This is a genomic window from Methylocystis heyeri (assembly GCF_004802635.2).
In the GTDB taxonomy this organism is placed as follows: Bacteria; Pseudomonadota; Alphaproteobacteria; order Rhizobiales; family Beijerinckiaceae; genus Methylocystis; species Methylocystis heyeri.
Genome location: NZ_CP046052.1, coordinates 1,525,283 through 1,551,318, shown reverse-complemented (window position 1 = coordinate 1,551,318; position 26,036 = coordinate 1,525,283). Strand labels below are relative to the sequence as shown.

The window sequence follows — 26,036 nt, the reverse complement described above, 5'->3', positions numbered from 1 at the left end:
TCAACTCATAGCGCTTCCGGTTTTGATTGAGTCAAAGCCGGTGTCGTCAGGCGATTTCGCTCGAGGTGAAGATGCTCTATCGCCGCGGAGCAATGCGAAGACGATCAGCGCCGAAACAACCGTGATGCCGACGAGCACGATGCTCAAATGCTGAAAGGCGACAGCATAGCTGTTGTGGATTTCCGCGGCCGGCAATGCGGGCAGGATCGCCGCGGCCCCATGGACGTCTCCCATCGCCAGCCTTTGGGCCGCCGCTCTTATTTCGGCGCCGCCCTGCGGAACGAAAGTGGACAACCGGGCTTCCGCAAGACTTGCAAGGATGGCGTTGACGATCGCCAATGCAACGCCTTCTCCCGCCACCCGCGTCGTGCTGAAAATCCCGGTCGCCATGCCGGCGCGCTCCTTGGGAACGACGCTGATCGACAGGCCGTCCATTAGGCCCCATGGAACGCCGGTTCCCGCGCCGATGAGAAGCATCGGGAGGATTACCGCCATGCCGCTGGCTGCGGGATCGACATGGGCAAGCCAGAACAGCCCGACAGCGGCCAGAAGGAGGCCGGCGCCGGAAAGAGCGCCCGCCGAGAACCAGCGAACGAGCTGGGAGGCTATGAGCGGCACGACCAGCATGGGGGCGGACAGGGCGACGAGCAGCAGGCCGGCGTCGATCTCGCTGAGGCCGCCGACGCCGATGAAACGCAAAGGCAGCAGAACCAGAAGCACGACATAGCAGTAGCATGTGGCGACCGGCAGGACTTGAACGCCGATGAAGAGCGGATAGCGAAACAGAGTGAGGTCCAGCATCGGCCGGGCTGATCGCGTTTCGACGGCGATGAAGACCGCGAGCGTGGCGGCCGCGCCAAGGAGCGACGCCGCGACAATCGGATGGCTCCAGCCGACTTCAGGCGCTTCGATGACGCCATAAGTGAAGAGCGTCAGCATTGCGGTGAAGGCGAGAGCGCCGGGCCAGTCGAGACCGACCGCATGGGGGTCTCGGCTCTCTCTCATCCTTTTGCCCGCCAGCAGCAGCGCGATCGCTCCAATGATCGTTCCCGACAGGAATATCGCCCGCCAGCCGAGAGATGCGATCAGGAAGCCGGCAAGAAGCGGTCCGAAGGCCAGCCCGACGCCGAAGGTCGCTCCAAGGAGGCTGAACGCCCGCGTCCGCGCGTAACCCTCGAATTCTTGCGCAAGCGCCGACGTTCCGCCGGCGAGCGCGGCGGCCGCCGCAAAGCCCTGTCCCGCGCGGAGAATGTCGACGACAAGGATTGTGGGGGCAAGGCTCAATGCAAGGGATAGCGCCGCGAAGGCGGCGATGCCGGTCATGAACAGGCGCTTGCGGCCGAATTGATCGGCCAGGGCGCCCGCGGCCATGAGCGAGCTGCCGAAGGTGAGCATGAAGGCATTGGTGATCCAGCCCATCGCCGTCGGACTGCCGCCCAGATCGGCGCCGATCGCAGGCGTCGCCACCGCGCCGCCGGCAAAGCCGAGAGGGAGAACAACCGCGGCAAGGCAGACCGCCGCGAGGATCGGCATTCTGTCGGTTGGGGTTTCAGCTGTCGCAGCGGCCATCGGCTTTTTTCTCCATCTTCATCCCGGAAACAGCGACGCAGACATCGTTGCTGTCCCGAGGCGTCTCTATCGCGGAGTAAAGGTGCGATAAATGGCCGATGATTCCTTTGATTACGGAGATAACCTCCTTAATATGCCGGTATGGAGAGTTTGAGCGGCATCGCGGCCTTCGTGCAGGCGGCAGAGCATCTTAGCTTTGTGGCCGCTGGCCGCGCGCTCGGCATATCCGCTTCCGCTGTCGGCAAGAGCATCGCCCGGTTGGAAGAGAGCGTCGGCGCCCGGCTTTTTCACCGCACGACCAGACGCATTGCGCTAACGGAGGAGGGCGCGGCGTTTTACGAGCGCTGTCGCCGCATTCTCGACGACCTGCGCGACGCGGAAGCCATGCTCTCGAGCACGACACGCGCTCCACGCGGCAGGCTGCGCGTGAGCGTTCCGACCATCGGCTACCGTTTTCTCCTGCCCGTCATCCCGGAGTTCCGCCAGCGTTATCCCGACATCGAACTGGATATCGATTTCAATGACAGGCTTGTCGACATCGTGGAAGAAGGTCTCGACGCGGCGATCCGCAGCGGGCCATTGACGGACTCAAGCCTTATGGCGCGCCGTCTGGGGCCATTCCGTTTCGTCCTGTGCGCGTCCCCGTCCTATCTGGATCGAAACGGCGCCCCGCAGTTCCCCAAAGATTTGGAGCGGCATGATTGCCTGCGGTTCCGCTTCCCGACATCCGGCAAGCTCCAGATCTGGCCGCTCGCCGAGGGGGAGGGGGTCGATCCCTTCCGCGGTCCATCGCCTCTCACCTGCAACAATATGGAAGCGTTGCGCGGGGCCGCGATTTCCGGATTGGGTATCGCTTATATGCCGGACTTTCTGGCGCGGGACGCCGTGGAGGCCGGCCTGCTCCGGACGGTGCTCGACGCCTATCTCGCCGATCCGGGTCAGTTCAGCATATTATGGCCGTCCAACCGTCTCGTCTCGCCTCGCTTGCGGGTTTTCATCGACCACATGGCGGAAACTCTTTTTCCCAAAGCGTGACGACAAATGTCAGCCCGGAGATGCTTTCCAGCCTGGCGATGGCGCGAGACTCAGAGGTCCGGGTCGGGGAGGATTGCCTCGTCTTCGTCGTCGAGGGGCGGCAAGACATTCTCTTCGTCGAGGTCCTGCTCCTCGGAGAGCGACGGCGCCTCTTCATCTGAAACCGGATCGGCGTCGGCGTCGTTTTCGACCGCGTCCTGTCTCGGCGTGCGGTCGGGATCGAACGGCGGGCGCCGGGGTCTCGAATGTGCGATCTCTATGACTTCGAATACGGTTTGGCAGTTCGGACAGACGGGCGGCGCCCGATTGAGGTCGAAGAAGGCCTTGTTGCAACTCAGGCAGCGGCGCTTTACGCCCAGCTCGGCTCTGCTCACGCGCAATCCTTGATCGGAGCATGTTCCCAAAAGCGCGAAGCGGCTTTTCTTAAAAGAACAGCTCATCCAAACAATACATATGGCGCGTTCGCGTCTTTTTCAAATCGAACCCGCTTCTTGCGCCGCCGGCCTTCGTCCGCGAAACACACGGAGCCGTTCGAGCGAGTTCGTTTTTTTTGGAGCGCATTGCCGCAAAACCCGGAAGGCCTGCGAAAAGAACGCGCCCCAATTTTTCTATATCAGCGCGCGACCGTATCGAGCGGAGAAGACATTAGAATCCGGCGCGGATTTTGAACTTGGTGTTGTCGCACTGGACTTCGCCGACCGAGCCCTTGGACTTCTCGCCGGCCTGGCCGGTCCAAACGCAGCCGTTCTTGCCATCGGTCCGCTTATCCAGCTTGACCGTGTAGGTGGAGCCGGCGACCGTTCCCTCGAAGGTGTAGGTCAGAGGATTGCCGTTGGTGAGCTGCAGTTCGGCGGTTCCCGAGATCTTGCCGTTGGCTTCGGTCACCAGCCAGGTGCCCTGCGCAGACTTGATGCCGGAAGCGGCTTCCTCGGTGATGTTCCAGACCTGAGCGGCCATGGCCGAGCCGGTGAAGGAGACGAGCAGAGCGGCGGCGGTCAAAGTGAGCTTACGCATATGTGTATCCTAGCGTTGATGAGCGACAATGCGCTTCGCGCGATGACTCTCGCGGAAGACGAGTCGATTGAGGAGGGCTTTTGCGACAGTTTTCGGCTGTGGGTTGTCCTGCCGAGGCGCCGACGTCGAGGACATTGGCGGCGAAAGCAGGAAACGTCGATGCGTTTCTGTCCGGGCCGCCGTAAGGCTTTCCGGAGCACGACGCCGCATTATGCCGCTTCAAGATTGCATGGCGTGTTCCTCACGAGAACAACCGCTGGCGCTCCGGGGCGTCCCAAGCCCTGCCGATCGATTTTCTGGATAGGAAGGCGCCGCCAAACCGCCAGATCATGGCGCTGTGGCAAAGTCTTTCAGTCTAAAACTTCGACGTGTTCTAAATACGCCATCCTTCTCATAATTACAAGCGTCGCCATCGATGGCGCGCAGTGAGATTCATCATGCAGATCATTCGTTCCTATGGTGCCGGGCGCGTCGCCTCGGGCCGTGCTGCAGGAAGTCTCAGTGTCGTCAATGGAGATCCCGCGCGGCGTCGGCTCCACATTTCCAGGTAAAGCTTTTCGAGCGCGGCGGTATAGGCTTCGACGTCGAACAGCGGCGTGGTCAAGCGATTGAAAGCGAGTTTGCTTCGAAGTCCTGCGAGCGAATTGGGGTTGGAGGCGAGAGCGAGCGCCCGTTCAAAATAGTCGTCCTCGCAGTCGACGATCAGTTCTGGAAGTCCGATCGCGGACAAAAGGCTTCCTGCGACTCGGGAGGCGAATGTTTCGCCGGGCCATGTGATCAACGGCACGCCGGCCCACAGCGCATCGCTCGCAGTCGTATGCGCGCCATAAGGCGCCGTGTCCAATACGAGATCGGCAAGTTGAAGGCGGGCGAGATGCCGGCTCTGCGGGAGGTCGGGCGCGAAAATCAGGCGCGATGCCGCGATCCCGCGCTTTAGCGCCTCGTTGCGCAGGTTGCCTTCCGCAGCGCTGGACCCAAGGAGCCAAAGCACGCTCGCCGGCACCGCGTCGAGAAGCCGACACCAGATGTCGAATATGCCGGGCGTGAGTTTGAACGCTTGATTAAAGCAACAAAAGACGAAGCCCTCTATCGGCAAGCCGGCGGAGGCGCGGTCGGGAGCAGGATCGATCAAAACTTTGCGGCCGTGCGGCTGATAGCAGTGAGGAAGCAGGGCGAAGGTTTCCGCGTAGTCCTCTGCGGCGGAGTCCGGGGTCACGAACGAATCTGAAATTATGTAGTCGCACAGCTCCGCCCCGAGAGTGCCGGGATAGCCCAGATAGTTCACTTGCACGGGCGCCGGGCGCAAGGCGAGGATCGAAGTTCGCGTGTTTTGCGTGAAGCCTTTTAGATCGATGAGGATATGTATGCCGTCGTCGTTGATCCTGCGCGCGGCCTCGTTGTCCGAGTTGGAGCTTATGTCGTGGAAATGGTCGAAGGCGCAGGCAAGCCTTCGCCTCATCTCCCTGCCATCGTCCTTTCCGTAGGAATAGGCGTGGACCTCGAAGCGTGAGCGATCATGCGCCTCCAATGTCTCCACCAGCAGGAGCGCCGTGGCGTGATCGTGAAAATCGTTCGAAAGATATCCGAGCCTTATTTTCCCGGTTTCGCCCGCCGGAAAATCGAAGGCCAGCCGCTCTTTCTCGACGGCGGCGAGCGCCAGCCGCTTGCGCATCCAGATATCGGAACTCGCGCGGTGCTCGCGCCCCGAAACGCCCGGTTCCGACAAAAGCCAAAAGGGAGGAATGGGTTCGCCGTCAAGATCGCGCAAGCGCTCTCGAACGAAAGCTTCGCGCGTGTGAAAGTCATCCCACTCGCACATGTGGCGTGAACGATTGAAGGACCGCATCGCTTCTTTCCGACGGCTCTCGAGCCAGTCTCGTTGCAGAAGAAGGATGCAAGCCCCTCTGGAATGCAGAGAGGCGAAGCAATATCTACGCCATTTGCGATCCGCCAGAAAAAGAACGCGCTGCGCTCCTTACGTTTCAGGCGATATCCTGGGGATGAATTCGGCCGCGCTTCGTTTAACGATTGAACAGCCAGAACAGCAGGCTGAGTGCGGCGCTGATGAGCAGGGACGTGGCGATGGGTATGTAGATCCGCACATTGCCGCGCTCGATCACCATGTCTCCCGGCAGGCGCCCGAGCCCGAGGCGCTCGCCGACCAGCCATGCGAGCCCGAGCAGGATCAGCGCGATTCCAGAGAGGATGAGAAGCCTGGGCATGGGATGAAGCCAATGCGTCCTTTGTCTCTATTTCGTCAAAAATGATGGCCTCTCCAAGGGGCGTCAAGGCATTTCGGTTTTGCGAAACGCAGCCTTGAAAACCGTGCCGCCCTTGCTGCCGCCTTCGACCCGGATAGCGCCTCCGTGTCGCTCGACGATCTCCTTCACGATGGCGAGACCGAGGCCAGTGCCCGGAGTCGTCTCGCTTTTTCGCCAAAACGGCTCGAAGATCATCTCGCGCTCGCTTTCCGCGATCCCGGCGCCGTGGTCGATTACTTCGACGATTCCGCCGATCTTTACGCGAACGAAGACGGTTCCTCCTTTTGGCTCGGCGCGCACGGCGTTGTCGATCAGATTGGCGACGACGCATTCGATGGCTTGCAGATTGCCGAGCACCGTAACGTGCGGATCTTCGGTTTCAAACGCGATTCGGCGCCCGGCTTTGAAAATGAGCGGGCTGTAATCCGCCACGATCCTGCGGACCGATGTGGCGAGATCCACTTCCTGATCCAGAGGCGCCTGGCGTTCGTTCAACCGCGCAGATATCAGCAGTTGTTCGACGATGCCCTGAATGCGTCGTGCGTCCCATTTGAGCTTTGTCTTGAAATCCTGCTCCTCCGGATTTTCCAGCCGCGCGCGCAGAATAGCAACGGGTGTGCGCAACTCATGCGCGGCGTTGGCGGTATAGCGGCGCATGCGCGCAACGCCGGCGTCAAGCCGCTCCAATGCGCTGTTTACGGCGTCGACGAAGGGGCGGACCTCGCGAGGCATTCCCTCCGTGGAGATGCTCTGGTTGAGCGAGTCCATGTCGACGCGTTCGATCGTTTCCACCGCCTGCCGCATGGGCGCAAGTCCACGCCAAACCGCGATCCAGGCGACGATGGCGGAGACCAATGCAATCAAAAACAGATACAGGCTCTGGGAGACGAGTTCGTTGCGAAACGCATAAAATGGATCCGTCCAGGTGAAGACATAGCCGTTGGCGGCGATGAAGAGAGGACCGAATTCCGTGTTCCAGCGCCAGACCGATCCCATGGTTCTGGATCCCGCGGCTGAGTTGAGAAAGAAATCCATCCCGTTGATTTCGACACTCTTCACACTGCGCAGGGCCTCAGACAGCTCGCGCGAAGAGCCCGGCAAAGCCTCCTGGCTCAGCAATTTGAAGGCGGCGAATCTCAAGGTCGGAATTCGCTCCATTTCTTCCCGCAGGCCGCCGGTCGGTTCGAGACGGAGCGACCCATCGGAGGCCTTCACCACCGACTGGGCGACAAGGTCGCGTATGCGAAAATAAGAATAGGACTCCGCGTTCGAATAGCCGACCGCGCCAATCAGCCCCGCGCCGGCCAGCAGGGTCGTGACGGACCAGGCCAGCACAACGGCCAAAGATTGCATTAAGGCCAGACGCGATATGATTCGGAGCGTCAGTGAAGGGACAGGCTTCACTTTTCGACCTCGGAGATGAAATAGCCGACCCCGCGGACCATGTTGATCTCGACCCGGGCGCCCAGCTTTTCGAGGCGCGAGCGCAATCGAGATACGATAATGGTCAAAGCGTGCGATTGAACCTCGCCGTCCAGTCCCCAGATTTCCGACAGCAGGGTTTCGCGCTCGACGATTCTGCCCGCGCGACGCAGGAGTCCTTCCAGCAACGCCAGTTCCCGCTGGTGGAGAATTACGGGCTTGCCCGCAATGGAAATGTTCCTGCTGCGGAGGTCGAAGGAAAGCTCGCCTATCGTAATCGGCGGCGCCGCGTCGCCCCCCGGCCGGCGCAAGCTGGCGCGTATCCGGGCCATCATCTCGTCGAGGTCGAAGGGCTTCGTGAGATAGTCGTCGGCGCCGGCGTCGAGGCCGTTGATCCTTTCGTCCACCGCGTCGAGAGCGGTCAACACCAATACGCGACAGCCGGGCTGGCGGCGTCTGATGTCGGGGATAATCGAAAGGCCGTCGCCGTCCGGCAGCCGCCGATCCAATACGACCACGGGGTACTGCTGCGACCACAGCGCGGTCATGGCGTCTTGGAAGGTGGCGACCCGGTCGACGGCGAAGCCCGAACTTTCCATGCGCCGCCGAATTTCGTGCGCCAACTCTTCATGATCTTCAACCAGTAAAATTCGCATGGGCCGCTCCCGGCCGGCCGCCTTCCGAGGTAGCGCCAAAGGCTCTGTCACCCTGCGGGACGGGCGAGCGCTCTCGTCAACGAGCCGAGGGCGGAAGAAGGCGGGAATATCTGTTGCAGTCAAGCCACAGTAAAGGGGAATTTGCGCCAAAGCGCGAGATGAAACTTTCGTGAGAGTTCCACGTGCATTCTGTTGAGGGATTCAAAGCCTTGAGGAATGGGGCGACAGGGGCGGGCTTGCTTCCGACGGATTAGGACGGCGCCCGTGAACTGAGCGGCGGCATGAGATTGAAACCTACGGATCTCTCGAAGCATCGGATGAGAATTTTTGCCCGCGCGACCGTGGCGGGGCTCCTCTTATGCGTGTTCGCGCTGACCGGCTTGAGGAATCACCTCGTTACGAGCGTCACAGGCGATATTTCCGGGTTCGATCGCTGGACCGTCGCTACGTTGGCCTTCGTCGAAAATTGCCAGACTCATGGCGGTCAAAACGGCCCGGAGCCGCAGCGCCACGACCATTCCCAGTGTTGCGTATGTTGCGTCGCGAGTGGGCGCGATCTCGTCCTGTTCGTCGCATTGTCTCCGGAAATCGCAGACGAACGGGGTTCCGCGCATACCGACATATTTCGCGTTCACGCCTCATCGGACGATCTGAATTATGGCCCTCCCGGTTGGGGGAGCGCATGGTCTTCGCGCTCCTCCCGCCGCTTCCTGAAAGTCGAGCTTCGTTACGGGGTCGCGTAGCCTTTTTTAGATGGCTTGGACGCGACTAAGGCGCACCTTCAGGAAAGAGCACAATGTTCCGCAATGTCTTCATGCGCGGCGTTTCCGCCGGCGTAGTCTCCATCGCATTTCCCACCTTGCAGGCCAAAGCGCAAGAATCCTTGCCCGCCATCGAAATTGGGGCGCAGCAATCTGCAAGCCCGACTGGCCCGACGGACGGCCCCATTCCGGCGAACTTTTTGCCGGGCGGGCCAAATGATCCCGCGGCCTACAGCAAGCCGGATACGACCACCGCCACCAAGACCGACACCCCGATCATGCAGACTCCGTTCAGCGTGCAAATTGTGCCGCAGCAGGTGCTTCAGGATCAGCAGGTCGTCGTTCTCGATCAAGCCCTGCAAAATGTCAGCGCGGTGACTCCGGTCACAAATGGACTTTTGCAAAACGGCTATAATATACGCGGCTTCACAACCTATGAGTATTACCTCGACGGCGTGCGCGTAAACACGTTCTATACGCCGCCGTCTCGCGAGATGGCGGATATTCAGCAAGTGGAAGTGCTGAAAGGGCCGGCGTCGATTTTGTACGGACGACTGGAGCCGGGCGGGTTGGTCAATCTCGTTCCCAAGCAACCCATGAGCGAACCACATGCGGAGCTGCAGCAGCAGATCGGTTCCTATGGGTTCTACCGCACCACGCTAGATATGACCGGCCCCGTCACGACGGATCGCAGCCTGCTTTATCGTTTCGACATGGCCTATGAAAACGCGGACTCTTTCCGCGACATGGATCACAGCTACCGGATTTTCGTGGCCCCGCGACTGCGGTGGGCGCCGACGCAAGATACGCAAGTCAATTTATACGCGGAATTTTTCAATGGCCGAGACCCGGTCGATCTCGGGATTCCGACGGTCGGCAATTATCTTGCGCCGGTTCCGATTTCCCGCAGTTTCGGCGCGCCGGACAGCGCCCTGAACACCAATTCGGATCTGCGCGTCGGCTACAATTGGTCGCATAATTTCAACAAGGACTGGAAGATCACCCAGCGTTTCGACGCCAACTACCGGGATGTTCCCTCAATGGCTGTCGTGCCGCTGGGCGCCGATCCGACCAATTGCACGCTTTGGTCGTGCCCTGTGCCGAGGATCATCAACGCAAATCCAGACGTCAGGATACAAAATTATTTCGCCAGCGCCGACGTTACCGGGCGCTTCGAAACTTTGGGTCTGTCTCATGAGCTGCTGGCTGGAGCCGATTATTACAGCAACCATAGCATCGTCTCCAACCTGCTGAATTTTTCAACCGTCCCCGGCACTGATTTATTCAGTCCGGTCTACACGCCAAATCTGCGTTATCTGCTGGCGACGCCAGATACGGCGACCAGCGGCGTGACGGATCAAAGCTGGTATGGACTCTATGTCCAGGACCAACTGACGCTCCCCTATGATTTTCATATGCTGGCCGGATTCCGCTACGACAACGCGACCGCGGGCAATTATTCGCTTGCCACCATTCCGGCGCCGCCGAGCGAATCCAGTTCGTTTCAGCATGAAACTGCGCTCAAGCCGCGCTTCGGCCTGCTGTGGCAGCCGATCCCCCAGCTGAGCTTCTACGGCGACTACGTCGAAAACTTCGGATTGTCGAACCCGCAAAACCCCCTTCAATCGGTACTGCCCCCAACCAGCGCGAGGCAGTGGGAGGCCGGAGTCAAAACCGACCTGCTCGATGGCCGCTTCATGACCACGGTGGCCTGGTTCGACATCGTGAAAAACAACGTCGCCACTCCCAGTCCTGATCCGACGCTTGCTGCGCAGGGAATTCAGGTCGCGACCGGCGCGGTGAGAAACACCGGCGTGGAAATGGATTTCAAGGGTCAGGTGACCCCAGAGCTGAAGGTCATAGGCAGCTACGCCATGATCAACTCCGCCATCATTGCAGACAATGGCGGCAATGTCGGCAACCGTCTGTTTGGCGTTCCGCGGAAAAGCGGCAGCCTTTGGGCGGTTTATGAGCCCCAGGCGCATGCGTTGAAAGGATTGGCCTTCGGCGCAGGTCTCTACGGACAGACCAATGTGGAAATCGACAACGCCAACAGCTTCACCTTGCCGGGCTATATTACCGTCAACATGATGGGGCGATACAAGCTCGTTGTCGCCGGGCGCGACGTCACCTTTCAGCTCAACGTCAACAACATGCTGAATAAGGGCTATTACCTCGCCAGCGGAAGCAGCGTCGGCATATTCCCGGGCGCGCCCCGCAGCTTCCTCGGCTCGCTCAAAGTGGAGTTTTGAACCGTCTCTCTGGAGCGTGCCGGATGGGTGCGCTCCAGAGAAATTTGCGTCAATGATGATGCTCGTGCCCATGAGGCGGAGCGCCCTCGATCGCGCCCGAAGCAGGCTCGGACGAAGTCTTCCCCGCGCTGGCGTCTTCCACCTCATGGGCGACGGTTCCGGCAGGATGGTCGTAGCCGCCGGGATCGCGGTAATCGTTTGCGGACATATTCTCGCGGATTTTGATTATGGAGAACATGCCGCCCATTTCCGCCGGCCCGAACTGCCCCTGGCCCGCCATCATCGGCAGAGTGTTTGCAGGCCCCGGCATCGCCATCTCAGCCATTTCGGCCATGCCGGTCGAGCCCATCGGCATATAACCCGGGGCGAGCTTCGCCACGGCTTTGGCCAGCGCCGGTTTGGGCTTCACGCCCAGAAAATTGCGCACGCCATGGCCCATGGCGTTCATGGTGTGATGCGACTTATGGCAGTGGATCGGCCAGTCGCCGGGGTTGTCCGCCTGGAACTCGATGGCGCGAATGACTCCGACCGGCACGTCGCTGGTCGATTCCGGCCAGCGCGCGGATTCCTTCACCCATCCCCCGTCCGTGCCGGTCACTTCAAAGTGATGTCCGTGCATATGAATGGGATGATTTGTCATGGTGAGATTGGCCATGCGCAGGCGCACCCGGTCGCCGCGACGCACGGGCATGGGATCGATGCCGGGAAAAACCCGGCTGTTCCAGGTCCAGAGATTGAAGTCGGTCATCTCGGAGACATGCGGAAGAGAAGCGCCGGGATCGATGCGATAGGCGCTCATCATGAAGACGAAATCGCGGTCGACGCGCATGAAGTCCGGATCGCGCGGATGCACGACGAACATGCCCATCATGCCCATCGCCATTTGAACCATTTCGTCGGAGTGCGGATGATACATGAAGCTCCCGCTTTCCCTGGTTTCGAACTCATAGACGAAGGTTTTCCCTGGCGGGATATGCGGCTGGGTGACGCCGCCGACGCCGTCCATGCCTGCGGGCAGAAGCACGCCATGCCAATGCACCGCTGTGTGCTCCGGCAGTTTGTTGGTGACATAGATGCGGACCTTGTCGCCTTGCACGGTTTCTATCGTCGGCCCGGGCGAGGTTCCGTTATAGCCCCACAGATTCGCCTTCATGCCGGGCGCGAGCTCGCGCGTCACCGGTTCCGCGACGAGATGAAACTCCTTCCAGCCATTGTTCATCCGAAAGGGCAGGGACCAGCCGTTGAGCGTGACGACGGGTCTGTAATCCGGGCCGCTCGAGGGAGCCAAAGGCGGCTGGGTGACGACGCTGGTCATGCGCGGCGCTTCAGGAACGGCGGCGGCGCCCGCGCGCCCGCTCACGGCCGAGGCGGCCATGGCGACGGCGGACTTCACAAAAGCGCGTCTGGAGATCATCGAGCGTCTCGCTTGGGTCTTCTTCATGGCTGGTCACCTCCCGCCTCGGAAGCCGGCGCGGCGGATGCTGTCTTATCGGCAGGGTCGCGTCCGCCGCCGATCACGGCGGTCTGCAGCTCGACGTCCGCGAGCCAGAAATCCCGCTTGGCGTCGATGGCGGCGGCGGTCGCGACCATGCGGCGCCGGGCGCTGTCGATAAGGGCGAACACATCGACCAGCATCGCATTGTAACGGCGCAGCGATTCCCGGGTGATCGTCTCGTAGAGCGGAAGGATCTCGCGGGTCTGATGGCGCGCGATTTCATGGGCCGCGCGATAATTGCGATAGGCCTCGCGCGCCTGTGACCGCACATTGACCGCTTTTTCGGCGAGAAGGTTCAAGGACTCCAGCCAGCGCTGCTCGGCTTCGCGCAGGCGCGTCTCACCGAGATCGAAGATCGGAATTTCGATGACGGCGCCGACGCCGGGATCGTTGAAATTCACGCGCTCGCCGTTGACGTTTTCGCGCGTGATCTTGCCCCGCGCCGCCAATTCGAAAAGATCGACGAAGCGCGTCGATTGGGTGAGCCCGAGCGACTTCGCCAGCACTGAAAGGCGCTTTCGGGCGACCTGCAGATCAAGCCGGCGGTCGACGGCTTCGTGCTCGATAGCGGGAAGCTCGCGCGGCTGCGCTGGCGGCGCCGGAAGGGCATCGGGCAGCGTGAAAGAGAGGCTCGAACCCCACAGCCCGAGAGCGCGAATGAGCCTCTCTCGTTCGGCGAGCGCCTGCTGCCGGGCGCCCGCGAGCTGCGTCGTGACTTCGGCGTAGAAGACCTGGTTGCGCGATTGGTCGAGCTTGTTCATCGCGCCGGTCTGGCCGAGCTCGTCGGCGAATTTGGCGGCGCTCTCCGCCGCCTTCGCCGCCTGTTCGAGCGCGCGAATTTTCTCCCGCGCTCCCACGGCTCGAATCCATGCGCGGCGCGCCTCGGCGCCGGTTCGCATCGTGGCCTCGGCCGCCTCCAGCTTTGCGGCTTCGAAGCGCTCGTCTGCGATCTCGGTGCGCGCAGGCAAGGTCGCCAGAGCGAGAATGTCGGCGGCCACGGCGGCCTCGATTTCCGACGAGAGACTCCCGGCGACCCGAGAAAAGGCGATGGTGGGATTCGGCGGCAGGCTTTCACGTGCTCTCAGGGCATCCTCGACGCCGAGACGGTTATAGGCGGCCTGCAGCCCCCGGTTCGAAAGCAGCGCGACCTCGACGGCGGCCGAAGCGCTCAACGGGCGCTGCAACAGCTTCGCTGTTCGGTTCTGGGCCACGTTTGCGTCTTCCTCGGAGCGTATAGCGGTCGCCTCGCGCCCGAAGGCCTCGCGCGCGACTTCGGTTGAAGGGCCAAGGCCGCCATCGGGGGAAAAGCCGGCGCAGCCCGACAGAGCGGCGGCTAGAAAAGCGCAGACGAAGAATGGTCGAGCGCGCCGTGGCCGGCCTCCGACGGAGGCGGCATGCGCGCGAGCAAAGGAAAGCATAGGGGACTCGCAGCGATAAAATGGACATTCCGGCCGGTTCGCCGGGGCCGTTGATCGTCAGGCGAGGGTTTTGGGCGGCGGGCTCAGCTGCTCTGGACGGAAATCATCCGCCGTGACGGCCGAAGCCACAAAGGAGAGAGCAGAATAATCCGGTTGCGCCAATGCCGGGGCGGCGCCGGCGATCACGGCGATAGAGCAGGAAAAATGGCAGTCCGGCCCGCCGTGCCCGAAAGCGCCATGAGGCGCAGTCGCTCCATCCTTGCCGTCATGATGGGCGCCGGCTTCGGCATGGCCGTCTTGTTGCATCGCCAAATGGCAAGAGCTTTGCGGGGCATGGTCGAAACCCGACGCTGCAGCCGGACCGAGGAGCGCGCCAAACGCATAAAGCGCGACCGCGAATAGTGCGATCACGATGCGTGTCTTTTGGGCGATCAGTTCGGGCATTCTTTCGGAAGCTTTCGAAATCGAGAACACGAAGCATAGGGCGGGTCATCACGAGGAGCGTAAGCTCCGCGGCGATCCAGCGCGCTTCCGCTCGAACGGAATCGTTCTAGCGACAAGGACTCTTCGCTGCGCTCGCGATGACGGCGTGAGGCCGGATATTTCAGTTGGCATCGTATAGCACTCACCACAAAAAGTCGAAATCCGCTCCTCTCGGGCGCAGCGCGGCCGTCCCCGGGAGGCTGCTCTCAGCCAAGGCGCCAAAATTGCTTAATCGCTCGGGGCAGGCGCGCGGGACATCTGACACATCCCGCGTCCAAAGATTCGAAGGGGTTTGCCACCGGGGCATTGGTGAAAGGCAGAGCCGCTCGACGCGGGGGCTTTCATCCCTCACCCATCGAGGGGAGGGTGGGCGCCCCACTCCCGATCGCCTCGGATTTGGAACGAAGACGCGAAACGGAACAGGGCAGACAAGCAGATGAAAACGACCTTGATCAGAACCACCTCCGACGGCCGCGCGGTTGAAGTCATCGGAGCCTATATTTGCGTCGACCGGGACCCGGTGGCGGACCGGATCGTCGAGATCGAGACGCACCCCAACCGCAAGGCGATCCTGGCCGCCGTCCCCAACGCGACCCATATGGCCGGGCCGCTCGTGCTGACGGCGGAGGAAGCTTCGGCGGTTCGCGGCGCGCTGGCGGCGGCGGAGCCGCCGATCACCGATCCGGGCGCAATCTCCAAGCGCATCAGCGAGGCGGTCGGCAGACGCAATCGCAACGCCGGGATCGAGTAGGGCGGGGGCGTCGCACATCCGGCTCAGCGGATGTGCGACGGCGCAATGCTGCAAAGCATTGGCCTGTTCCGCTTCCTGTCTGTGAACCGGAATCTTCGATTGTTTTTTGCCCGATCGACTACAATGGCGATCGGTAGTCGTTTCCTGTGCCAAGACTTGACTGGCGCTGCCAGGCTCCAGGGCGCTACGCGGTCTGATTCAACGTGAAAGTGGGCGAGAGATCTGCGGCGAATATTCGGGGGGAACAAAGCTCAGCTTGGCTTCGTCTATCGCATTGTTGGCTCCTCCGGGGGCGGAAAGTCTTTCTTTAACGGAAGTCGAGGGTGCAGGGGACGCCCAGTTGATTTATTGAACTCGCGTTGGCGGCGCTTAAACCTTGCTTCAATATTTATCCCTTAAGAGTTCGTCATTCTATTAGCATTTGAAAGCGTCCCATGACCCTTTATGCGCTGAAGCCGCGGTTCCAGGCGCTTTTGCGGCCGATTGCGGCGCGGGCCGTCGCGCGTGGCGTCACCGCCAATCAAGTCACCGTGACGACCGCCGCGCTCTCTTGCCTGCTCGGCGCGCTCCTGGCCTGGAGCAGCCACCCCGGTCTCTTTCTCCTTCTGCCGCTTTGGCTCTTCACGCGCATGGCGCTCAACGCCATCGACGGCATGATGGCGCGCGAGTTTGGGCAAAAGTCGCGGCTCGGCGCCTATCTCAACGAAATCTGCGACGTCGTCTCCGACGCCGCCCTCATCCTGCCCTTCGCCGCTGTGACGCCCTTCGGTCCCTCGTGGATAGTCGCGGTCGCATTTCTGGCAGCTCTTTCCGAATATGCCGGCGTGATGGGGCCGCTCGCCGGGGCCAGTCGTCGCTATGACGGCCCCTTCGGCAAGAGCGACCGCGCGTTCGCCTTCGGGGCTCTCGGAGCCGCTATCGGCCTCTTCGGGCGCCTGCCAGGCTGGGCCGATTGGCTGATGCCGATCTTCGCCCTTCTGCTTATCATCACGACCGCCAATCGCATCCGTCGCGGCGTGGCCGAGGCTGAACCCCGACAGGACGCCGCATGACGCGCATTGGTGAAGACGACCGCTTCACGACCCATGACGGGGTCGAACTATTCTATCGCCGCTGGGCGGCGACGACCGAGCGGCGCCGTGGCGCAGTGGTCCTTTTCCATCGCGGTCACGAGCATGGCGCGCGCATGGCCCATCTCGTCGACGAACTCGATCTGCCCGATTTCGATTTCTACGCCTGGGACGCCCGCGGCCATGGCCTCTCGCCCGGCGCGCGCGGCCATTCGCCCTCCTTCTCCCACAGCGTGCGGGATGTCGAGACATTTGTCTCCCATATCGAGCAGGAGCATGGAGTGGCGCGCGCCGACATGGCTGTGGTCGCGCAATCGGTTGGCGCGGTTGTCGCCGCAACCTGGGCGCATGACTATGCGCCGCGGATTCGCGCGCTGGTCCTCGCGGCGCCCGCCTTTTCGGTCAAGCTCTATGTGCCCTTGGCGCGGCCGGGGCTGCAACTGCTGCGCCGCTTGCGCGGAAATTTCGACGTCAATTCCTATCTGAAGTCGCGCTTCCTCACCCATGATCCGGCAAGACGAGAAAGTTTCGACGCCGATCCGCTGATCTCGCGCGCCATTTCAGTCGATATTCTGCTTGGGCTCTATGAGGCCGGCGAGCGCGTAGCGGCGGATGCGCGAGCGATCACAATCCCGACGCAGGTTCTGGTAGCCGGCGCCGATTTCGTCGTCCGCTCGGGACCGCAACATGCGTTTTTCGTCGGGCTCGCAAGCGGCGCCAAGGAGAGAAAGATCTATCCCGGCCTCTATCACGATTTGCTGGGCGAGCGCGATCGCGCTCCCGTCATCGCCGATATTCGCCGCTTTGTGCTCGATCGCTTCGCCGAGCCGTTGGAGACGGTCGACCTTCGCTGGGCCGATCGCGTCGGCTATACGCGCGACGAAGCCGACCAGTTGGCGTCTCCACTCCCGGCGCTGTCGCTGCGCGGCCTGTGGTGGTCGGCGTATCGCGCCAATCTGAAATTGGGCGGCCTCCTCTCCGAAGGGATAAAACTGGGCCACGCCACCGGATTCGATTCCGGCTCTACTCTTGATTATGTCTATCGCGACACAGCCCAGGGCGTCGGCGTCCTCGGCCGCGCGATAGATCGCGCCTATCTGGACGCGACCGGCTGGCGCGGAATCCGGCAGCGAAAGCTCAATGTGGAAGAATTGATCCGCATTGCGCTCACCCGGCTGCGGGCGGATGGCGCGGCGGCGCGAGTGGTCGACATCGCCGCCGGCCATGGGCGCTATGTGCTGGAGGCGCTGATCTCGGGCGTCGTGCGGCCCGAGTCGATCCTGCTGCGCGATTATTCCGAGCTCAATGTCGCCGCGGGCTCGAAGCTGATCGCCGAAAAAGGGCTCGCCGACATCGCCCGCTTCGAGCGCGGCGACGCCTTCGACGGCGCGGATCTCGCCGCCCTCTCGTCCCGCCCGACCCTCGCCATCGTCTCGGGGCTCTATGAGCTCTTCCCCGATAATGCGCTGGTCGCCCGTTCGCTGGGCGGCCTCGGCCGCGCCGTGCCCCCCGGCGGATTTCTCGTCTACACCGGCCAGCCCTGGCATCCCCAGCTCGAAATGATCGCCCGCGCGCTCACGTCACACCGTGCGGGGCAGGCCTGGGTGATGCGGCGGCGGACCCAAGCGGAGATGGACCAGTTGGTCGCCGCCGCGGGATTCCGTAAGATCGAGCAGCGCATCGACCCCTGGGGCATATTCACCGTATCGCTGGCGGTGCGCGAAGCGGAGGAGGCGTGACGGCCCTCGAATCGAAGACTGAGGAACCTCGCCCTGCGCGGCCGTTCCGCGGCGCCGCCATCGCGCTCGCCGGCCTCGGGACGTTCTTCTATGCGAGCTACGGCTTCTCCAACTGGATCACTGGATTGCGGGCCGAGGTTCCCTCGGTCGTGTTCGATTGGGAAAAGGCCATCCCCTTTCTCGCCTGGACCATCATCCCCTATTGGACCACCAATATCCTCTACGCCGGATCTATGTTCCTTTGCTCCACAGAGCGGGAACTCTCCATTCACACACGCCGGCTGCTCGCCATACAGCTCGTCGCCGTCGGCTGTTTCCTCGCCTTCCCGTTGAAGGTCATCTGGACCAAGCCCGATACTTCCGGGACTTTTGGCCTTCTCTTCGAAAGCCTCGGCTCCTTCGACCGCCCGTTCAACCAGGCGCCGTCGCTGCATGTGGCTTTGACCGTGGCGCTCTCCGCGCTTTATCTGCGCTATCTGCCGCGTGCGTTCTTTGGGCCTTTCCTGGCCTGGTCGGGCCTTGTGGTGGCTTCGACCCTCACCACTTTCCAGCATCATTTCATCGATCTGCCGACCGGAGCGCTGCTCGGCTTCCTGGCCTTGTGGACCTGGCCGATGCAGGGCGCCTCGCCGCTTTCCGAAATCCGCCTCGCTGCGGCTCCGGATCGCGTCGCGCTGGCGCTCCGATATGGCCTCGGCGCGCTTCTCCTCGCCGCCATCGCGGCCCAGCTTCGAGGAGCCGCCCTGTGGCTGCTGTGGCCGGCGGCGTCGCTGCTCATGGTTTCGCTCGCTTATGGCGCGCTTGGCCCGCGCGCCTTCGCCAAAGACGTCGACGGGCGCATGAGCTTTTCCGCGCGCATCCTCTTTGCGCCCTATCTCATCGGCGTTTTCGTCAATTCGCGCCTGTGGACGCGCGGCGAGCCGCGGCGGGTGGAGGTCACAGGCGGCGTTTTCCTCGGCCGAGTTCCGGCGGCGGGCGATCTCGACGGCGTCGCCACGGTGATCGACCTTTGCGCCGAATATTCGCGGCCCCCGGGCGATGTCGTCTGGCGCGCCTTTCCGAGCCTCGATCTCGTCGCGCCTGATGTCGATCTGCTGCGCCGCGCCGCCGACGCTATTGAGACATCAGCCCGGCCCACTCTCGTCGTCTGCGCGCTCGGCTATGGCCGCAGCGTGGCGGCGCTGGCGGTATGGCTGGTTCGCTCGCAGCGCGCGAAGACGATCGCGGAAGCGCTCGATCGACTGCGGCGCGTCCGTCCGCGGCTCGCGCCGCGCCCGGCGCAGATCGCCGCAATGAAAGAGGCCGCGCATGGCTGACGGCTCAATGCCCCGGCGCAAAGCGGAAATCGGGGCGGCCCTGGCGCAGTCTGGCGCAGGTCTGCGCGCCGTCTCGCTGGCTGTGGGTCTCGCGGGCGTCGCGCTCGGCGTGATCTTCGCGAGGCTCGGGCCGTCCCGCGCCGCGGCGGCTATCTCCGTCCTCACCATCGCTCAGGCGCTTCTCACCGGCTTCGGCCAATTCCTCGGTCTGCGCAGCTCCATCGACGCAGCGCTTTTCGCTGGCCTCGCGCGCGATCCCGATCTCGCCTCCTTCGACGCCGCTATGAGCGAACTCGGCCTCTTGCCGGCAGAGAAACAGGGGCGGGCCATGGCCGCGCGCGTCGCCGGACTAAAGCGGCTTCTTCATCTTCAAGGGCTCGGGCTCGCCGCGCAGCTCACGCTCCTCGTCGCCTTGCTGGCGCCGGGAGGCCTGTGATGAAACCTCTCGCCGCCCGTGCTGCCCGACGCCTTATTGCGGGCTTCGCGCGCGCCGTCACCGGCGTCTCGGCCGATTGGCGCGGCTGCCGTCCGGAGCCGCAGCAGCGGGTCTATTTCGCCAACCACGCCAGCCATGGCGATTTCGTGCTGATCTGGACGGTGCTGCCGCCGGAGCTGCGCCGGATCACGCGGCCGGTCGCGGCGGCGGAGCTATGGGACAGGCCGGGGATCGGCGGCTTCATCGGACGCGAAGTGTTCCGGGCCGTGCCGATCGATCGGGACGCGCATCGTGCCGGCGCCGCAATGGCGGCGATGTCGACGGCGCTCAATGAGGGCGCCTCGCTGATCCTCTTTCCCGAGGGCACGCGCAACACGGGAGAAGAGCCGCTCCTGCCGCTGCGATCGGGCCTCTTTCACCTCGCCAAGGCCTTTCCGCACATCGATTTCGTGCCGGTGTGGATCGACAATATCTCCCGGGTTATGCCCAAAGGCGAATTCCTGCCCATCCCGCTTCTTTGCAGCGTCACCTTCGGCGAGCCGCTCGCTATCGATCCGGCGGAGGAGCGCTCCGCATTTCTCGAACGCGCGCGCGGCGCTCTGCTCGCACTGAAGCCGGAGGCTCTCGTCGAGTGACCGCGATAACCGATTTCCTCGCTGCGCAACATCCGGCAGTATGGCTCTTTCTCGGCGTCGGGGCCATTCTCGTCGTCGCCACTGCGATCGGCCAGGCGCTCGCCCGCCGCGCCGGCGGGGAGCCGTCGCCGACGATCGACAATCTCAACCAGCGCATCGCCGCGTGGTGGGTGATGGTGGCGGTGATTGGACTTGCTTTCCTGTTCGGGCGCGGCGGCGTGATCCTGCTTTTCGCCTTCGCCTCTTTCGGCGCGCTACGCGAGTTCGTCACGCTCACCCCGACCCGGCGCGGCGATCATTGGGCTCTCGCCTCGGTTTTCTTTCTGCTTATACCGGCCCAATATTGGCTCGTCTGGGATCAATGGTACGGGCTCTATTCGATTTTCCTGCCGGTCTACGGATTCTTGTTCCTGCCCATCGTCGCGGCGCTGCGCGGCGACACCACGCATTTCCTGCGGCGCGTCGCCTTTTTGCAATGGGGGATGATGATCTGCATCTTTTTCCCATCGCATGTGCCGGCGCTCCTCACTCTCGACATCCCGGGCTATGAAGGAAAGGGGCTGCTCCTGATCGCTTTCCTTGTGATCGTGGTGCAGGGTTCCGATGTGCTGCAATATGTCTTCGGCAAGCTGTTCGGGCGACACAAGGTGGCGCCCAATCTGTCGCCGTCGAAGACCTGGGAGGGGCTCATCGGCGGCGTCGCGAGCGCCACGCTGCTGGGCTCCGCATTATGGTGGATCACGCCCTTCTCGCCGCTCGCCGCCGCCGGCATGGCTCTGGTCATCTGCGGGCTCGGATTCTTCGGGGGGCTGGTGATGTCGGCGATCAAACGCGATCGCGGCGTCAAGGATTGGGGCCAAATGATCCGCGGCCATGGCGGGATGCTAGATCGACTCGACAGCGTGATTTTCGCGGCCCCGATCTACTTTCATCTGACGCGCTTTTGGTATTCGCCTTGAGGCGATCGATTGCGCCCTATTAAATTAGGGCCCAGACTCATAACCAATAGCTGACAGTGGCAGCGAGGCAAACGGCGGCGAGGAAATTGACGGCGTTTCTGTCGTAGCGCGTCGCCACGCGTCTAAAATCCTTCAAACGGCAGAACATGCGCTCGATGGCGTTGCGGTTTCGATAGAGGAGCGGCGAAAAGCAGTTCTTCCATTTGCGGTTGGCCTTGGGCGGAATATTCGGCAGTGCGCCGCCGTCCTCGATCCTACGGCGGATGGCGTTGCTGTCGTATCCCTTGTCGCCGTGGAGGACTTCGCAAGGCGGAAGATGGGCAAGAAGTTCCGCGCCCGCTGTGCAATCGGCGACGTTTCCGGCTGTGAGCATGAAAGCTATGGGTCGACATTGCGCGTCGGTCAGCGCGTGGATTTTCGTTGTGCGTCCACCGCGCGAGCGGCCGATGGCCTGATTTTTCTCCCCCCTTTGCCGCCGCTGGCCGAGCGATGCGCTTTCACCGCCGAGGAGTCGATGAGAACTTCCGTCGGCGGCCCGCCGGCTTGAGCGAGTGCATGGAACAAGTCGACCCAGACGCCCTTGGCGGCCCAACGGACATAGCGATTATAAAGTGTCTTTTTGGGCCCGTATTCCGGCGGTGCGTCGACCCAGCGCCCGCCGGATTTGAGCACTTGGACGATGCCGCTGATGACCCTGCGGTCGTCGACCCGCGCCTTGCCGCGCGTGTCAGTGAGAAGATGTGGCGCAATCTTCGAAAACTGCGCATCTGTCAGCCAGAATTGTTCGGGAATCATCGGCGCTTCCTTTCGGAAGCCCTGAATCACAACCCGCTCTTTACGCCAAGCACTTTATGGGTCTGGACCCTAATGGCTTTTTCAAACGGTTTCGCTTTGATCGGAACGCCAACAGGTAACGAAGAAGGGTGGGCCTGAAAGCGGAGTAGCGCGCCGCGTTCCGCTTTCCATTTCTTGCGCGCTCGAAACGGGACATCGATGGCGGCAAACTGGGCATCGCCTTGGTCGGGGGCGGTGCGCGGGGAGACGGCCTCAGGTGATGGGGATTCCTCCTCCACAAAGGTCCGCGACCGGGGCGAGGATTGATCGGGATTCCGTGCTATAAGCTTTCCCCCCAACGCTACGCGGTGTGGACGGCGCACCGGGAGAGGTGCAGGCTGTGCGGCGGCACGGTGTCTCCCTCGTCGTCATCGCAAACACAAGACTCAGAGGCTGTGCGCTCACGGATTGCCCGACATCAACTCGATGAGCCCGCTCATTCGTTGATGTTCTCGATATAGGCGAAGCGATAGTCTCCGTTCTTTTCGAGAAGCCCGAATATCACCCCATTGCAGTCGACGCCCCAGTCGCCGGGCTTGGTTCCCGCTTCAAGCTTGCCTTTAGCCAGGCATTCGCGGAAGTTTTCCGTGAAGATGGCTTTGAACTTGCTCGCCAGGGCCTTTTTGGAGACGATGTTGCCGCCCCCGAGATCGTTCGAGACGATGGGGAACCTCGATACGGAGGCAACAATCTCGACGTCTTTCTGCGCGACCCCTTCCAAGAAAATGCGCCAAACCTCCTGCGCCTTCGCCGGCGCCTCCCCCGCGAAGGCCGCCGAATGGGCGCTCAGCATCGCGAGCATCATCACGCCATAAGCAAAAATGCGCATTGATTACTCCTTAATAAAAGCGGTCCAGACAATCGGGCTCCGCCCTATCTGCCTTCGGCAGTCGACCTCCCCACGCAGGGTTATCGAATTCACACATCTCTCAAGTCGTCAGCCCCGTCGTGCCCGGACTTCAGTGGAATTGGATGAAGGGAAGAACCATGGAACGTGGGGCGCATCCCTCCCCCTTGCGGGGAGGGCGGAGCGCGCAGCGCGACGGGTGGGGGGATAAATGACGAAAATTGCGCCAGAAAGTCAGCCCACCCCGCCGCTTCGCGGCGACCCTCCCCGTCAAGGGGAGGGATAGCGCCCTTCGCCCAATCGCGCGGGGCCGGCCCGACCAAGACGGTCTCCAGGAAATATGTGATTCCCTTAGCCACGCAGGGTGAGGTAGGGGGCTCCATATCAAATGTTTCTTTGCTTCACTCGATCGCCTCGGATCTCACACGTCCAGATTCGCCACGTTCAGCGCGTTTTCCGTGATGAATTCGCGGCGGGGCTCCACGATGTCGCCCATCAGCTTGACGAAGATGTCGTCGGCTTCGACGAGGTCCTTGATCTTCACCTGCAGCAGCGAGCGTGCATCGCGGTCGAGCGTCGTCTCCCAAAGCTGATCGGCGTTCATTTCGCCGAGGCCTTTGTAGCGCTGGATGGCGAGGCCCTTGCGTCCCTGCGCGTTCATCGCCTCGTAAAGCGCGATCGGCCCCGAGACCGGGGATTCGTCGCCGCGCCGCACCAGCTTCGCCTCGCCGGCGAAGATTTCGCGCAACTCCTGCGCCCGCTCGTTGAGCTTGCGCGCTTCGCTCGAACTCAGCAGCGAAGCGTCCAGCAGCGAGACATGCTCGACGCCGCGCAGCGTGCGTCGGAATATGTAGCCGCCTTCTCGCGGAGCGCCGCGCCAGCCGCGCTCGGTCTCTTCCGCGATGGCGTTGAGACGGTCCGCCACTTTGTTGGCGAGTTCCTGCGCCTGCGCCTCGTCGGCCGGCGGCGGCTGAAGCGCGTCGGCCATCGCCGCCTGTTCGACCGCCGTTTGGTCGTAGCGCGAATGCAGGCTCAGCGCGAGATAACGGAAGGCGCGCGCGTCCTCCAGAACCTTGCGCAGATCGGCGCCGGCGCGATCCTCGCCCGAGACGCTGCGCAGCACGGCGCCGTCGAGCAGCGCGTCGATGAGATAATCCTCCAGCGCGCGCTCGTCCTTGAGATATTGGGTCGACTTGCCTTTGGTGACCTTATAGAGCGGCGCCTGCGCGATGTAGACATGGCCGCGTTCGATCAGCTCCGGCATCTGCCGATAGAAGAAGGTCAGGATCAGCGTTCTGATATGGGCGCCGTCGACGTCGGCGTCGGTCATGATGATGATCTTGTGATAGCGCAGCTTCTCGATATTGAATTCGTCGCGGCCGATGCCGGCGCCGAGCGCGGTGATCAGCGTTCCGATCTGTTCATTGCCGAGCAATTTGTCGAAACGCGCGCGTTCGACGTTGAGGATCTTGCCGCGCAGCGGAAGCACCGCCTGGAACTCGCGGTTGCGTCCCTGTTTGGCGGTGCCGCCGGCCGAGTCGCCCTCCACGATGAAGAGTTCGGATTTGGCCGGATCGCGCTCCTGGCAGTCGGCGAGCTTGCCCGGCAGATTGGCGACGTCGAGCGCGCCCTTGCGGCGCGTGAGATCGCGCGCCTTGCGCGCCGCTTCGCGCGCTGCAGCGGCTTCCGCGGCCTTGGCGACGACGGTCTTGGCGTCGTTGGGGTGCTCTTCGAGCCATTGCCCCAGGATTTCGTTGACGACGTTCTCGACCGCCGGACGCACTTCCGAGGACACCAGCTTGTCCTTGGTCTGCGACGAGAATTTCGGGTCCGGCACCTTGACCGAAACCACGCAGGTCAGGCCTTCGCGGCAGTCGTCGCCGGAAAGATCGACCTTTTCGCGCTTGGCGATTCCAGAGCTTTCGGCATAGCCGGTGACCTGGCGCGTCAGCGCGGCGCGAAAGCCGGCGAGATGGGCGCCGCCGTCGCGCTGGGGAATGTTGTTGGTGAAGACCAGCACATTCTCGTGATAGCTGTCGTTCCACCATAGCGCGACTTCCACGGCGATATGGTCGCGCTTGCCCGCGATCATGATCGGCGCGCCGATCAGCGGCGCCTTGGCGCGGTCGAGCCACCGCACGAAAGCTTCCAGCCCGCCTTCGTAATAGAGCTCCTCGCTCTTGATTTCGGCGTGGCGCGCGTCGGTGAGGATGATGCGGACGCCGGAGTTGAGAAATGCGAGTTCCCGCAGCCGGTGCTCGATGGTCGCATAGTCGAACTCGACCATGGTGAAGGTTGCGGAGGAGGGCAGGAAGGTGACTTCCGTGCCGCGCTTGGGCTTGTCGCCCTCCAGAGGCGCGGGCCCGGTGACGACGAGATCGGCCACGGCGTCGCCATTGGCGAACTCCATGAAATGCTCTTTGCCGTCGCGCCAGATGCGCAGCTTGAGCCATACCGAAAGCGCATTGACCACGGAGACGCCGACGCCGTGCAGGCCGCCAGAGACCTTGTAGGAGTTCTGGTCGAATTTCCCGCCCGCATGGAGCTGGGTCATGATGACCTGCGCCGCCGAAACCTTTTCTTCCTCGTGGATTCCGGTGGGAATGCCGCGTCCGTTGTCGATCACGGTGCAGGAGCCGTCGGCGTTGAGCGTGACGCTCACCCGGGTCGCGTGGCCGGCCAGCGCCTCGTCGATGGCGTTGTCGACGACCTCATAGACCATGTGGTGAAGGCCGGTCCCGTCGTCGGTGTCGCCGATATACATGCCCGGGCGCTTGCGCACCGCGTCGAGGCCGCGCAAAACCTTGATCGAGCCGGCGCCATAATCTTCGCCGTTGGGGAGGTCGGTGTCGGTCATTCTTCTCTGGGTTTCCGAGGGCGGCGGCGGCCGCGATTCGATCCGGTCATTCTATGCGAAAATGGCTCCCGATGGCGCCATAATCGCCGGTTTTCCAAGCGGCTCCGCGTTTCCCGGCCGGCTTTCGCGAAAAACGCACAGCAACTTATAGAAGCATTACAACGCTTCTTAAACCGGCGACGTGCCAGAGTTTCCCACGGGCGGCTTGATTTTCCGAGATTTGAAC

The 26,036-nt window shown here is 62.5% G+C and carries 23 protein-coding genes; 10 read left to right on the top strand and 13 right to left on the bottom strand.

What is annotated here, in order from left to right; all coding sequences use genetic code 11:
* Entirely contained in the window at positions 1-1,569 is a 1,569-nt protein-coding gene (locus tag H2LOC_RS06995) for an MFS transporter (RefSeq protein WP_136495744.1), read from the bottom strand.
* A 141-nt stretch (positions 1,570-1,710) separates the two neighbouring features.
* Here H2LOC_RS06995 and H2LOC_RS06990 point away from each other — a divergent pair, with 141 nt between their 5' ends.
* On the top strand, positions 1,711-2,604 hold the full coding sequence (locus tag H2LOC_RS06990) for a LysR family transcriptional regulator (RefSeq protein ID WP_136495743.1): 894 nt from the start codon (positions 1,711-1,713) through the stop codon (positions 2,602-2,604).
* Positions 2,605-2,654: 50 nt separating this feature from the next.
* Here the strand turns inward: H2LOC_RS06990 and H2LOC_RS06985 are convergent, their stop codons facing one another.
* The 6 genes from H2LOC_RS06985 to H2LOC_RS06960 all read right to left on the bottom strand — a co-directional run bounded on the left by H2LOC_RS06985 (position 2,655) and on the right by H2LOC_RS06960 (position 7,957).
* Positions 2,655-2,978: a TIGR02300 family protein gene (locus tag H2LOC_RS06985; RefSeq protein ID WP_136495742.1), complete on the bottom strand. Its 324-nt coding sequence runs from the start codon at positions 2,976-2,978 to the stop codon at positions 2,655-2,657.
* Between the two features lie 271 nt (positions 2,979-3,249).
* Positions 3,250-3,618, bottom strand: coding sequence for a hypothetical protein (locus tag H2LOC_RS06980; protein ID WP_136495741.1), 369 nt, complete (start codon positions 3,616-3,618; stop codon positions 3,250-3,252).
* A 454-nt stretch (positions 3,619-4,072) separates the two neighbouring features.
* Positions 4,073-5,437 carry an O-linked N-acetylglucosamine transferase, SPINDLY family protein gene (locus H2LOC_RS06975; protein ID WP_425487340.1) on the bottom strand — a complete coding sequence of 455 codons (1,365 nt, stop codon included), beginning with the start codon at positions 5,435-5,437 and terminating at the stop codon, positions 4,073-4,075.
* Positions 5,438-5,639: 202 nt separating this feature from the next.
* Positions 5,640-5,840, bottom strand: coding sequence for a DUF2905 domain-containing protein (locus H2LOC_RS06970; protein ID WP_136495739.1), 201 nt, complete (start codon positions 5,838-5,840; stop codon positions 5,640-5,642).
* Between the two features lie 63 nt (positions 5,841-5,903).
* Positions 5,904-7,232 carry a sensor histidine kinase gene (locus tag H2LOC_RS06965; RefSeq protein WP_136495738.1) on the bottom strand — a complete coding sequence of 443 codons (1,329 nt, stop codon included), beginning with the start codon at positions 7,230-7,232 and terminating at the stop codon, positions 5,904-5,906.
* Positions 7,233-7,279: 47 nt separating this feature from the next.
* Positions 7,280-7,957 carry a response regulator gene (locus H2LOC_RS06960; RefSeq protein ID WP_136495737.1) on the bottom strand — a complete coding sequence of 226 codons (678 nt, stop codon included), beginning with the start codon at positions 7,955-7,957 and terminating at the stop codon, positions 7,280-7,282.
* Between the two features lie 317 nt (positions 7,958-8,274).
* On the opposite strand from H2LOC_RS06960, the gene H2LOC_RS06955 reads away from it, so the two are divergent.
* Both H2LOC_RS06955 and H2LOC_RS06950 read left to right on the top strand, forming a co-directional pair.
* Positions 8,275-8,700 carry a hypothetical protein gene (locus H2LOC_RS06955; protein WP_136495736.1) on the top strand — a complete coding sequence of 142 codons (426 nt, stop codon included), beginning with the start codon at positions 8,275-8,277 and terminating at the stop codon, positions 8,698-8,700.
* Between the two features lie 53 nt (positions 8,701-8,753).
* Positions 8,754-10,970 (top strand): TonB-dependent siderophore receptor, encoded by a 2,217-nt coding sequence (locus H2LOC_RS06950; protein WP_136495735.1) that lies wholly within the window; start codon positions 8,754-8,756, stop codon positions 10,968-10,970.
* 49 nt (positions 10,971-11,019) lie between these two features.
* On the opposite strand, the gene H2LOC_RS06945 is transcribed toward H2LOC_RS06950, so the two are convergent.
* The 3 genes from H2LOC_RS06945 to H2LOC_RS06935 all read right to left on the bottom strand — a co-directional run bounded on the left by H2LOC_RS06945 (position 11,020) and on the right by H2LOC_RS06935 (position 14,327).
* On the bottom strand, positions 11,020-12,384 hold the full coding sequence (locus H2LOC_RS06945) for a multicopper oxidase family protein (RefSeq protein WP_136497022.1): 1,365 nt from the start codon (positions 12,382-12,384) through the stop codon (positions 11,020-11,022).
* A gap of 23 nt (positions 12,385-12,407) precedes the next feature.
* Complete coding sequence (locus H2LOC_RS06940; protein WP_246207050.1) at positions 12,408-13,676, bottom strand: TolC family protein; 1,269 nt, start codon at positions 13,674-13,676, stop codon at positions 12,408-12,410.
* Positions 13,677-13,940: 264 nt separating this feature from the next.
* Positions 13,941-14,327 carry a hypothetical protein gene (locus H2LOC_RS06935; protein WP_136495733.1) on the bottom strand — a complete coding sequence of 129 codons (387 nt, stop codon included), beginning with the start codon at positions 14,325-14,327 and terminating at the stop codon, positions 13,941-13,943.
* Positions 14,328-14,802: 475 nt separating this feature from the next.
* On the opposite strand from H2LOC_RS06935, the gene H2LOC_RS06930 reads away from it, so the two are divergent.
* The 7 genes from H2LOC_RS06930 (at position 14,803) to H2LOC_RS06900 (ending at position 21,272) form a co-directional block, all read left to right on the top strand.
* Entirely contained in the window at positions 14,803-15,117 is a 315-nt protein-coding gene (locus H2LOC_RS06930; protein WP_136495732.1) for a hypothetical protein, read from the top strand.
* A 434-nt stretch (positions 15,118-15,551) separates the two neighbouring features.
* On the top strand, positions 15,552-16,169 hold the full coding sequence (locus tag H2LOC_RS06925) for a CDP-alcohol phosphatidyltransferase family protein (RefSeq protein ID WP_136495731.1): 618 nt from the start codon (positions 15,552-15,554) through the stop codon (positions 16,167-16,169).
* Entirely contained in the window at positions 16,166-17,926 is a 1,761-nt protein-coding gene (locus H2LOC_RS06920; RefSeq protein WP_136495730.1) for a bifunctional alpha/beta hydrolase/class I SAM-dependent methyltransferase, read from the top strand. Before H2LOC_RS06925 ends, H2LOC_RS06920 begins: the two co-directional genes overlap by 4 nt.
* Positions 17,923-19,242, top strand: a complete 1,320-nt coding sequence (locus H2LOC_RS06915) for a phosphatase PAP2/dual specificity phosphatase family protein (protein WP_202620541.1) — start codon at positions 17,923-17,925, stop codon at positions 19,240-19,242. Before H2LOC_RS06920 ends, H2LOC_RS06915 begins: the two co-directional genes overlap by 4 nt.
* On the top strand, positions 19,235-19,678 hold the full coding sequence (locus H2LOC_RS06910; RefSeq protein ID WP_136495729.1) for a hypothetical protein: 444 nt from the start codon (positions 19,235-19,237) through the stop codon (positions 19,676-19,678). Before H2LOC_RS06915 ends, H2LOC_RS06910 begins: the two co-directional genes overlap by 8 nt.
* On the top strand, positions 19,678-20,313 hold the full coding sequence (locus H2LOC_RS06905; RefSeq protein ID WP_136495728.1) for a lysophospholipid acyltransferase family protein: 636 nt from the start codon (positions 19,678-19,680) through the stop codon (positions 20,311-20,313). Before H2LOC_RS06910 ends, H2LOC_RS06905 begins: the two co-directional genes overlap by 1 nt.
* Entirely contained in the window at positions 20,310-21,272 is a 963-nt protein-coding gene (locus H2LOC_RS06900; RefSeq protein WP_246207048.1) for a phosphatidate cytidylyltransferase, read from the top strand. Before H2LOC_RS06905 ends, H2LOC_RS06900 begins: the two co-directional genes overlap by 4 nt.
* 37 nt (positions 21,273-21,309) lie before the next feature.
* Here H2LOC_RS06900 and H2LOC_RS06895 read toward each other — a convergent pair.
* The 3 genes from H2LOC_RS06895 to gyrB all read right to left on the bottom strand — a co-directional run bounded on the left by H2LOC_RS06895 (position 21,310) and on the right by gyrB (position 25,810).
* Positions 21,310-22,067 (bottom strand): IS5 family transposase gene (locus tag H2LOC_RS06895; protein ID WP_425487325.1). Its coding sequence is split into 2 segments (ribosomal slippage): positions 21,310-21,722 and positions 21,722-22,067, totalling 759 coding nucleotides; the frame shifts between segments, so codons are not numbered across the junction.
* 475 nt (positions 22,068-22,542) lie between these two features.
* Positions 22,543-22,935 (bottom strand): hypothetical protein, encoded by a 393-nt coding sequence (locus tag H2LOC_RS06890; RefSeq protein WP_136495726.1) that lies wholly within the window; start codon positions 22,933-22,935, stop codon positions 22,543-22,545.
* Between the two features lie 439 nt (positions 22,936-23,374).
* The gene (gene gyrB / locus H2LOC_RS06885) at positions 23,375-25,810 is read right to left on the bottom strand and encodes a DNA topoisomerase (ATP-hydrolyzing) subunit B (protein ID WP_136495725.1); all 2,436 of its coding nucleotides are present in this window, start codon (positions 25,808-25,810) and stop codon (positions 23,375-23,377) included.
* Positions 25,811-26,036 lie beyond the last annotated feature (226 nt).

What these genes read in the sequence shown, in the direction of transcription:
- H2LOC_RS06995 (WP_136495744.1), bottom strand. Translation starts at nt 1,569, where the DNA reads ATGGCCGCTGCGACAGCTGAAACCCCAACCGACAGAATGCCGATCCTC.
- H2LOC_RS06990 (WP_136495743.1), top strand. Translation starts at nt 1,711, where the DNA reads ATGGAGAGTTTGAGCGGCATCGCGGCCTTCGTGCAGGCGGCAGAGCAT.
- H2LOC_RS06980 (WP_136495741.1), bottom strand. Translation starts at nt 3,618, where the DNA reads ATGCGTAAGCTCACTTTGACCGCCGCCGCTCTGCTCGTCTCCTTCACC.
- H2LOC_RS06975 (WP_425487340.1), bottom strand. Translation starts at nt 5,437, where the DNA reads ATGTGCGAGTGGGATGACTTTCACACGCGCGAAGCTTTCGTTCGAGAG.
- H2LOC_RS06970 (WP_136495739.1), bottom strand. Translation starts at nt 5,840, where the DNA reads ATGCCCAGGCTTCTCATCCTCTCTGGAATCGCGCTGATCCTGCTCGGG.
- H2LOC_RS06965 (WP_136495738.1), bottom strand. Translation starts at nt 7,232, where the DNA reads ATGCAATCTTTGGCCGTTGTGCTGGCCTGGTCCGTCACGACCCTGCTG.
- H2LOC_RS06960 (WP_136495737.1), bottom strand. Translation starts at nt 7,957, where the DNA reads ATGCGAATTTTACTGGTTGAAGATCATGAAGAGTTGGCGCACGAAATT.
- H2LOC_RS06955 (WP_136495736.1), top strand. Translation starts at nt 8,275, where the DNA reads ATGAGAATTTTTGCCCGCGCGACCGTGGCGGGGCTCCTCTTATGCGTG.
- H2LOC_RS06950 (WP_136495735.1), top strand. Translation starts at nt 8,754, where the DNA reads ATGTTCCGCAATGTCTTCATGCGCGGCGTTTCCGCCGGCGTAGTCTCC.
- H2LOC_RS06945 (WP_136497022.1), bottom strand. Translation starts at nt 12,384, where the DNA reads ATGATCTCCAGACGCGCTTTTGTGAAGTCCGCCGTCGCCATGGCCGCC.
- H2LOC_RS06935 (WP_136495733.1), bottom strand. Translation starts at nt 14,327, where the DNA reads ATGCCCGAACTGATCGCCCAAAAGACACGCATCGTGATCGCACTATTC.
- H2LOC_RS06930 (WP_136495732.1), top strand. Translation starts at nt 14,803, where the DNA reads ATGAAAACGACCTTGATCAGAACCACCTCCGACGGCCGCGCGGTTGAA.
- H2LOC_RS06925 (WP_136495731.1), top strand. Translation starts at nt 15,552, where the DNA reads ATGACCCTTTATGCGCTGAAGCCGCGGTTCCAGGCGCTTTTGCGGCCG.
- H2LOC_RS06920 (WP_136495730.1), top strand. Translation starts at nt 16,166, where the DNA reads ATGACGCGCATTGGTGAAGACGACCGCTTCACGACCCATGACGGGGTC.
- H2LOC_RS06910 (WP_136495729.1), top strand. Translation starts at nt 19,235, where the DNA reads ATGGCTGACGGCTCAATGCCCCGGCGCAAAGCGGAAATCGGGGCGGCC.
- H2LOC_RS06905 (WP_136495728.1), top strand. Translation starts at nt 19,678, where the DNA reads ATGAAACCTCTCGCCGCCCGTGCTGCCCGACGCCTTATTGCGGGCTTC.
- H2LOC_RS06890 (WP_136495726.1), bottom strand. Translation starts at nt 22,935, where the DNA reads ATGCGCATTTTTGCTTATGGCGTGATGATGCTCGCGATGCTGAGCGCC.
- gyrB (WP_136495725.1), bottom strand. Translation starts at nt 25,810, where the DNA reads ATGACCGACACCGACCTCCCCAACGGCGAAGATTATGGCGCCGGCTCG.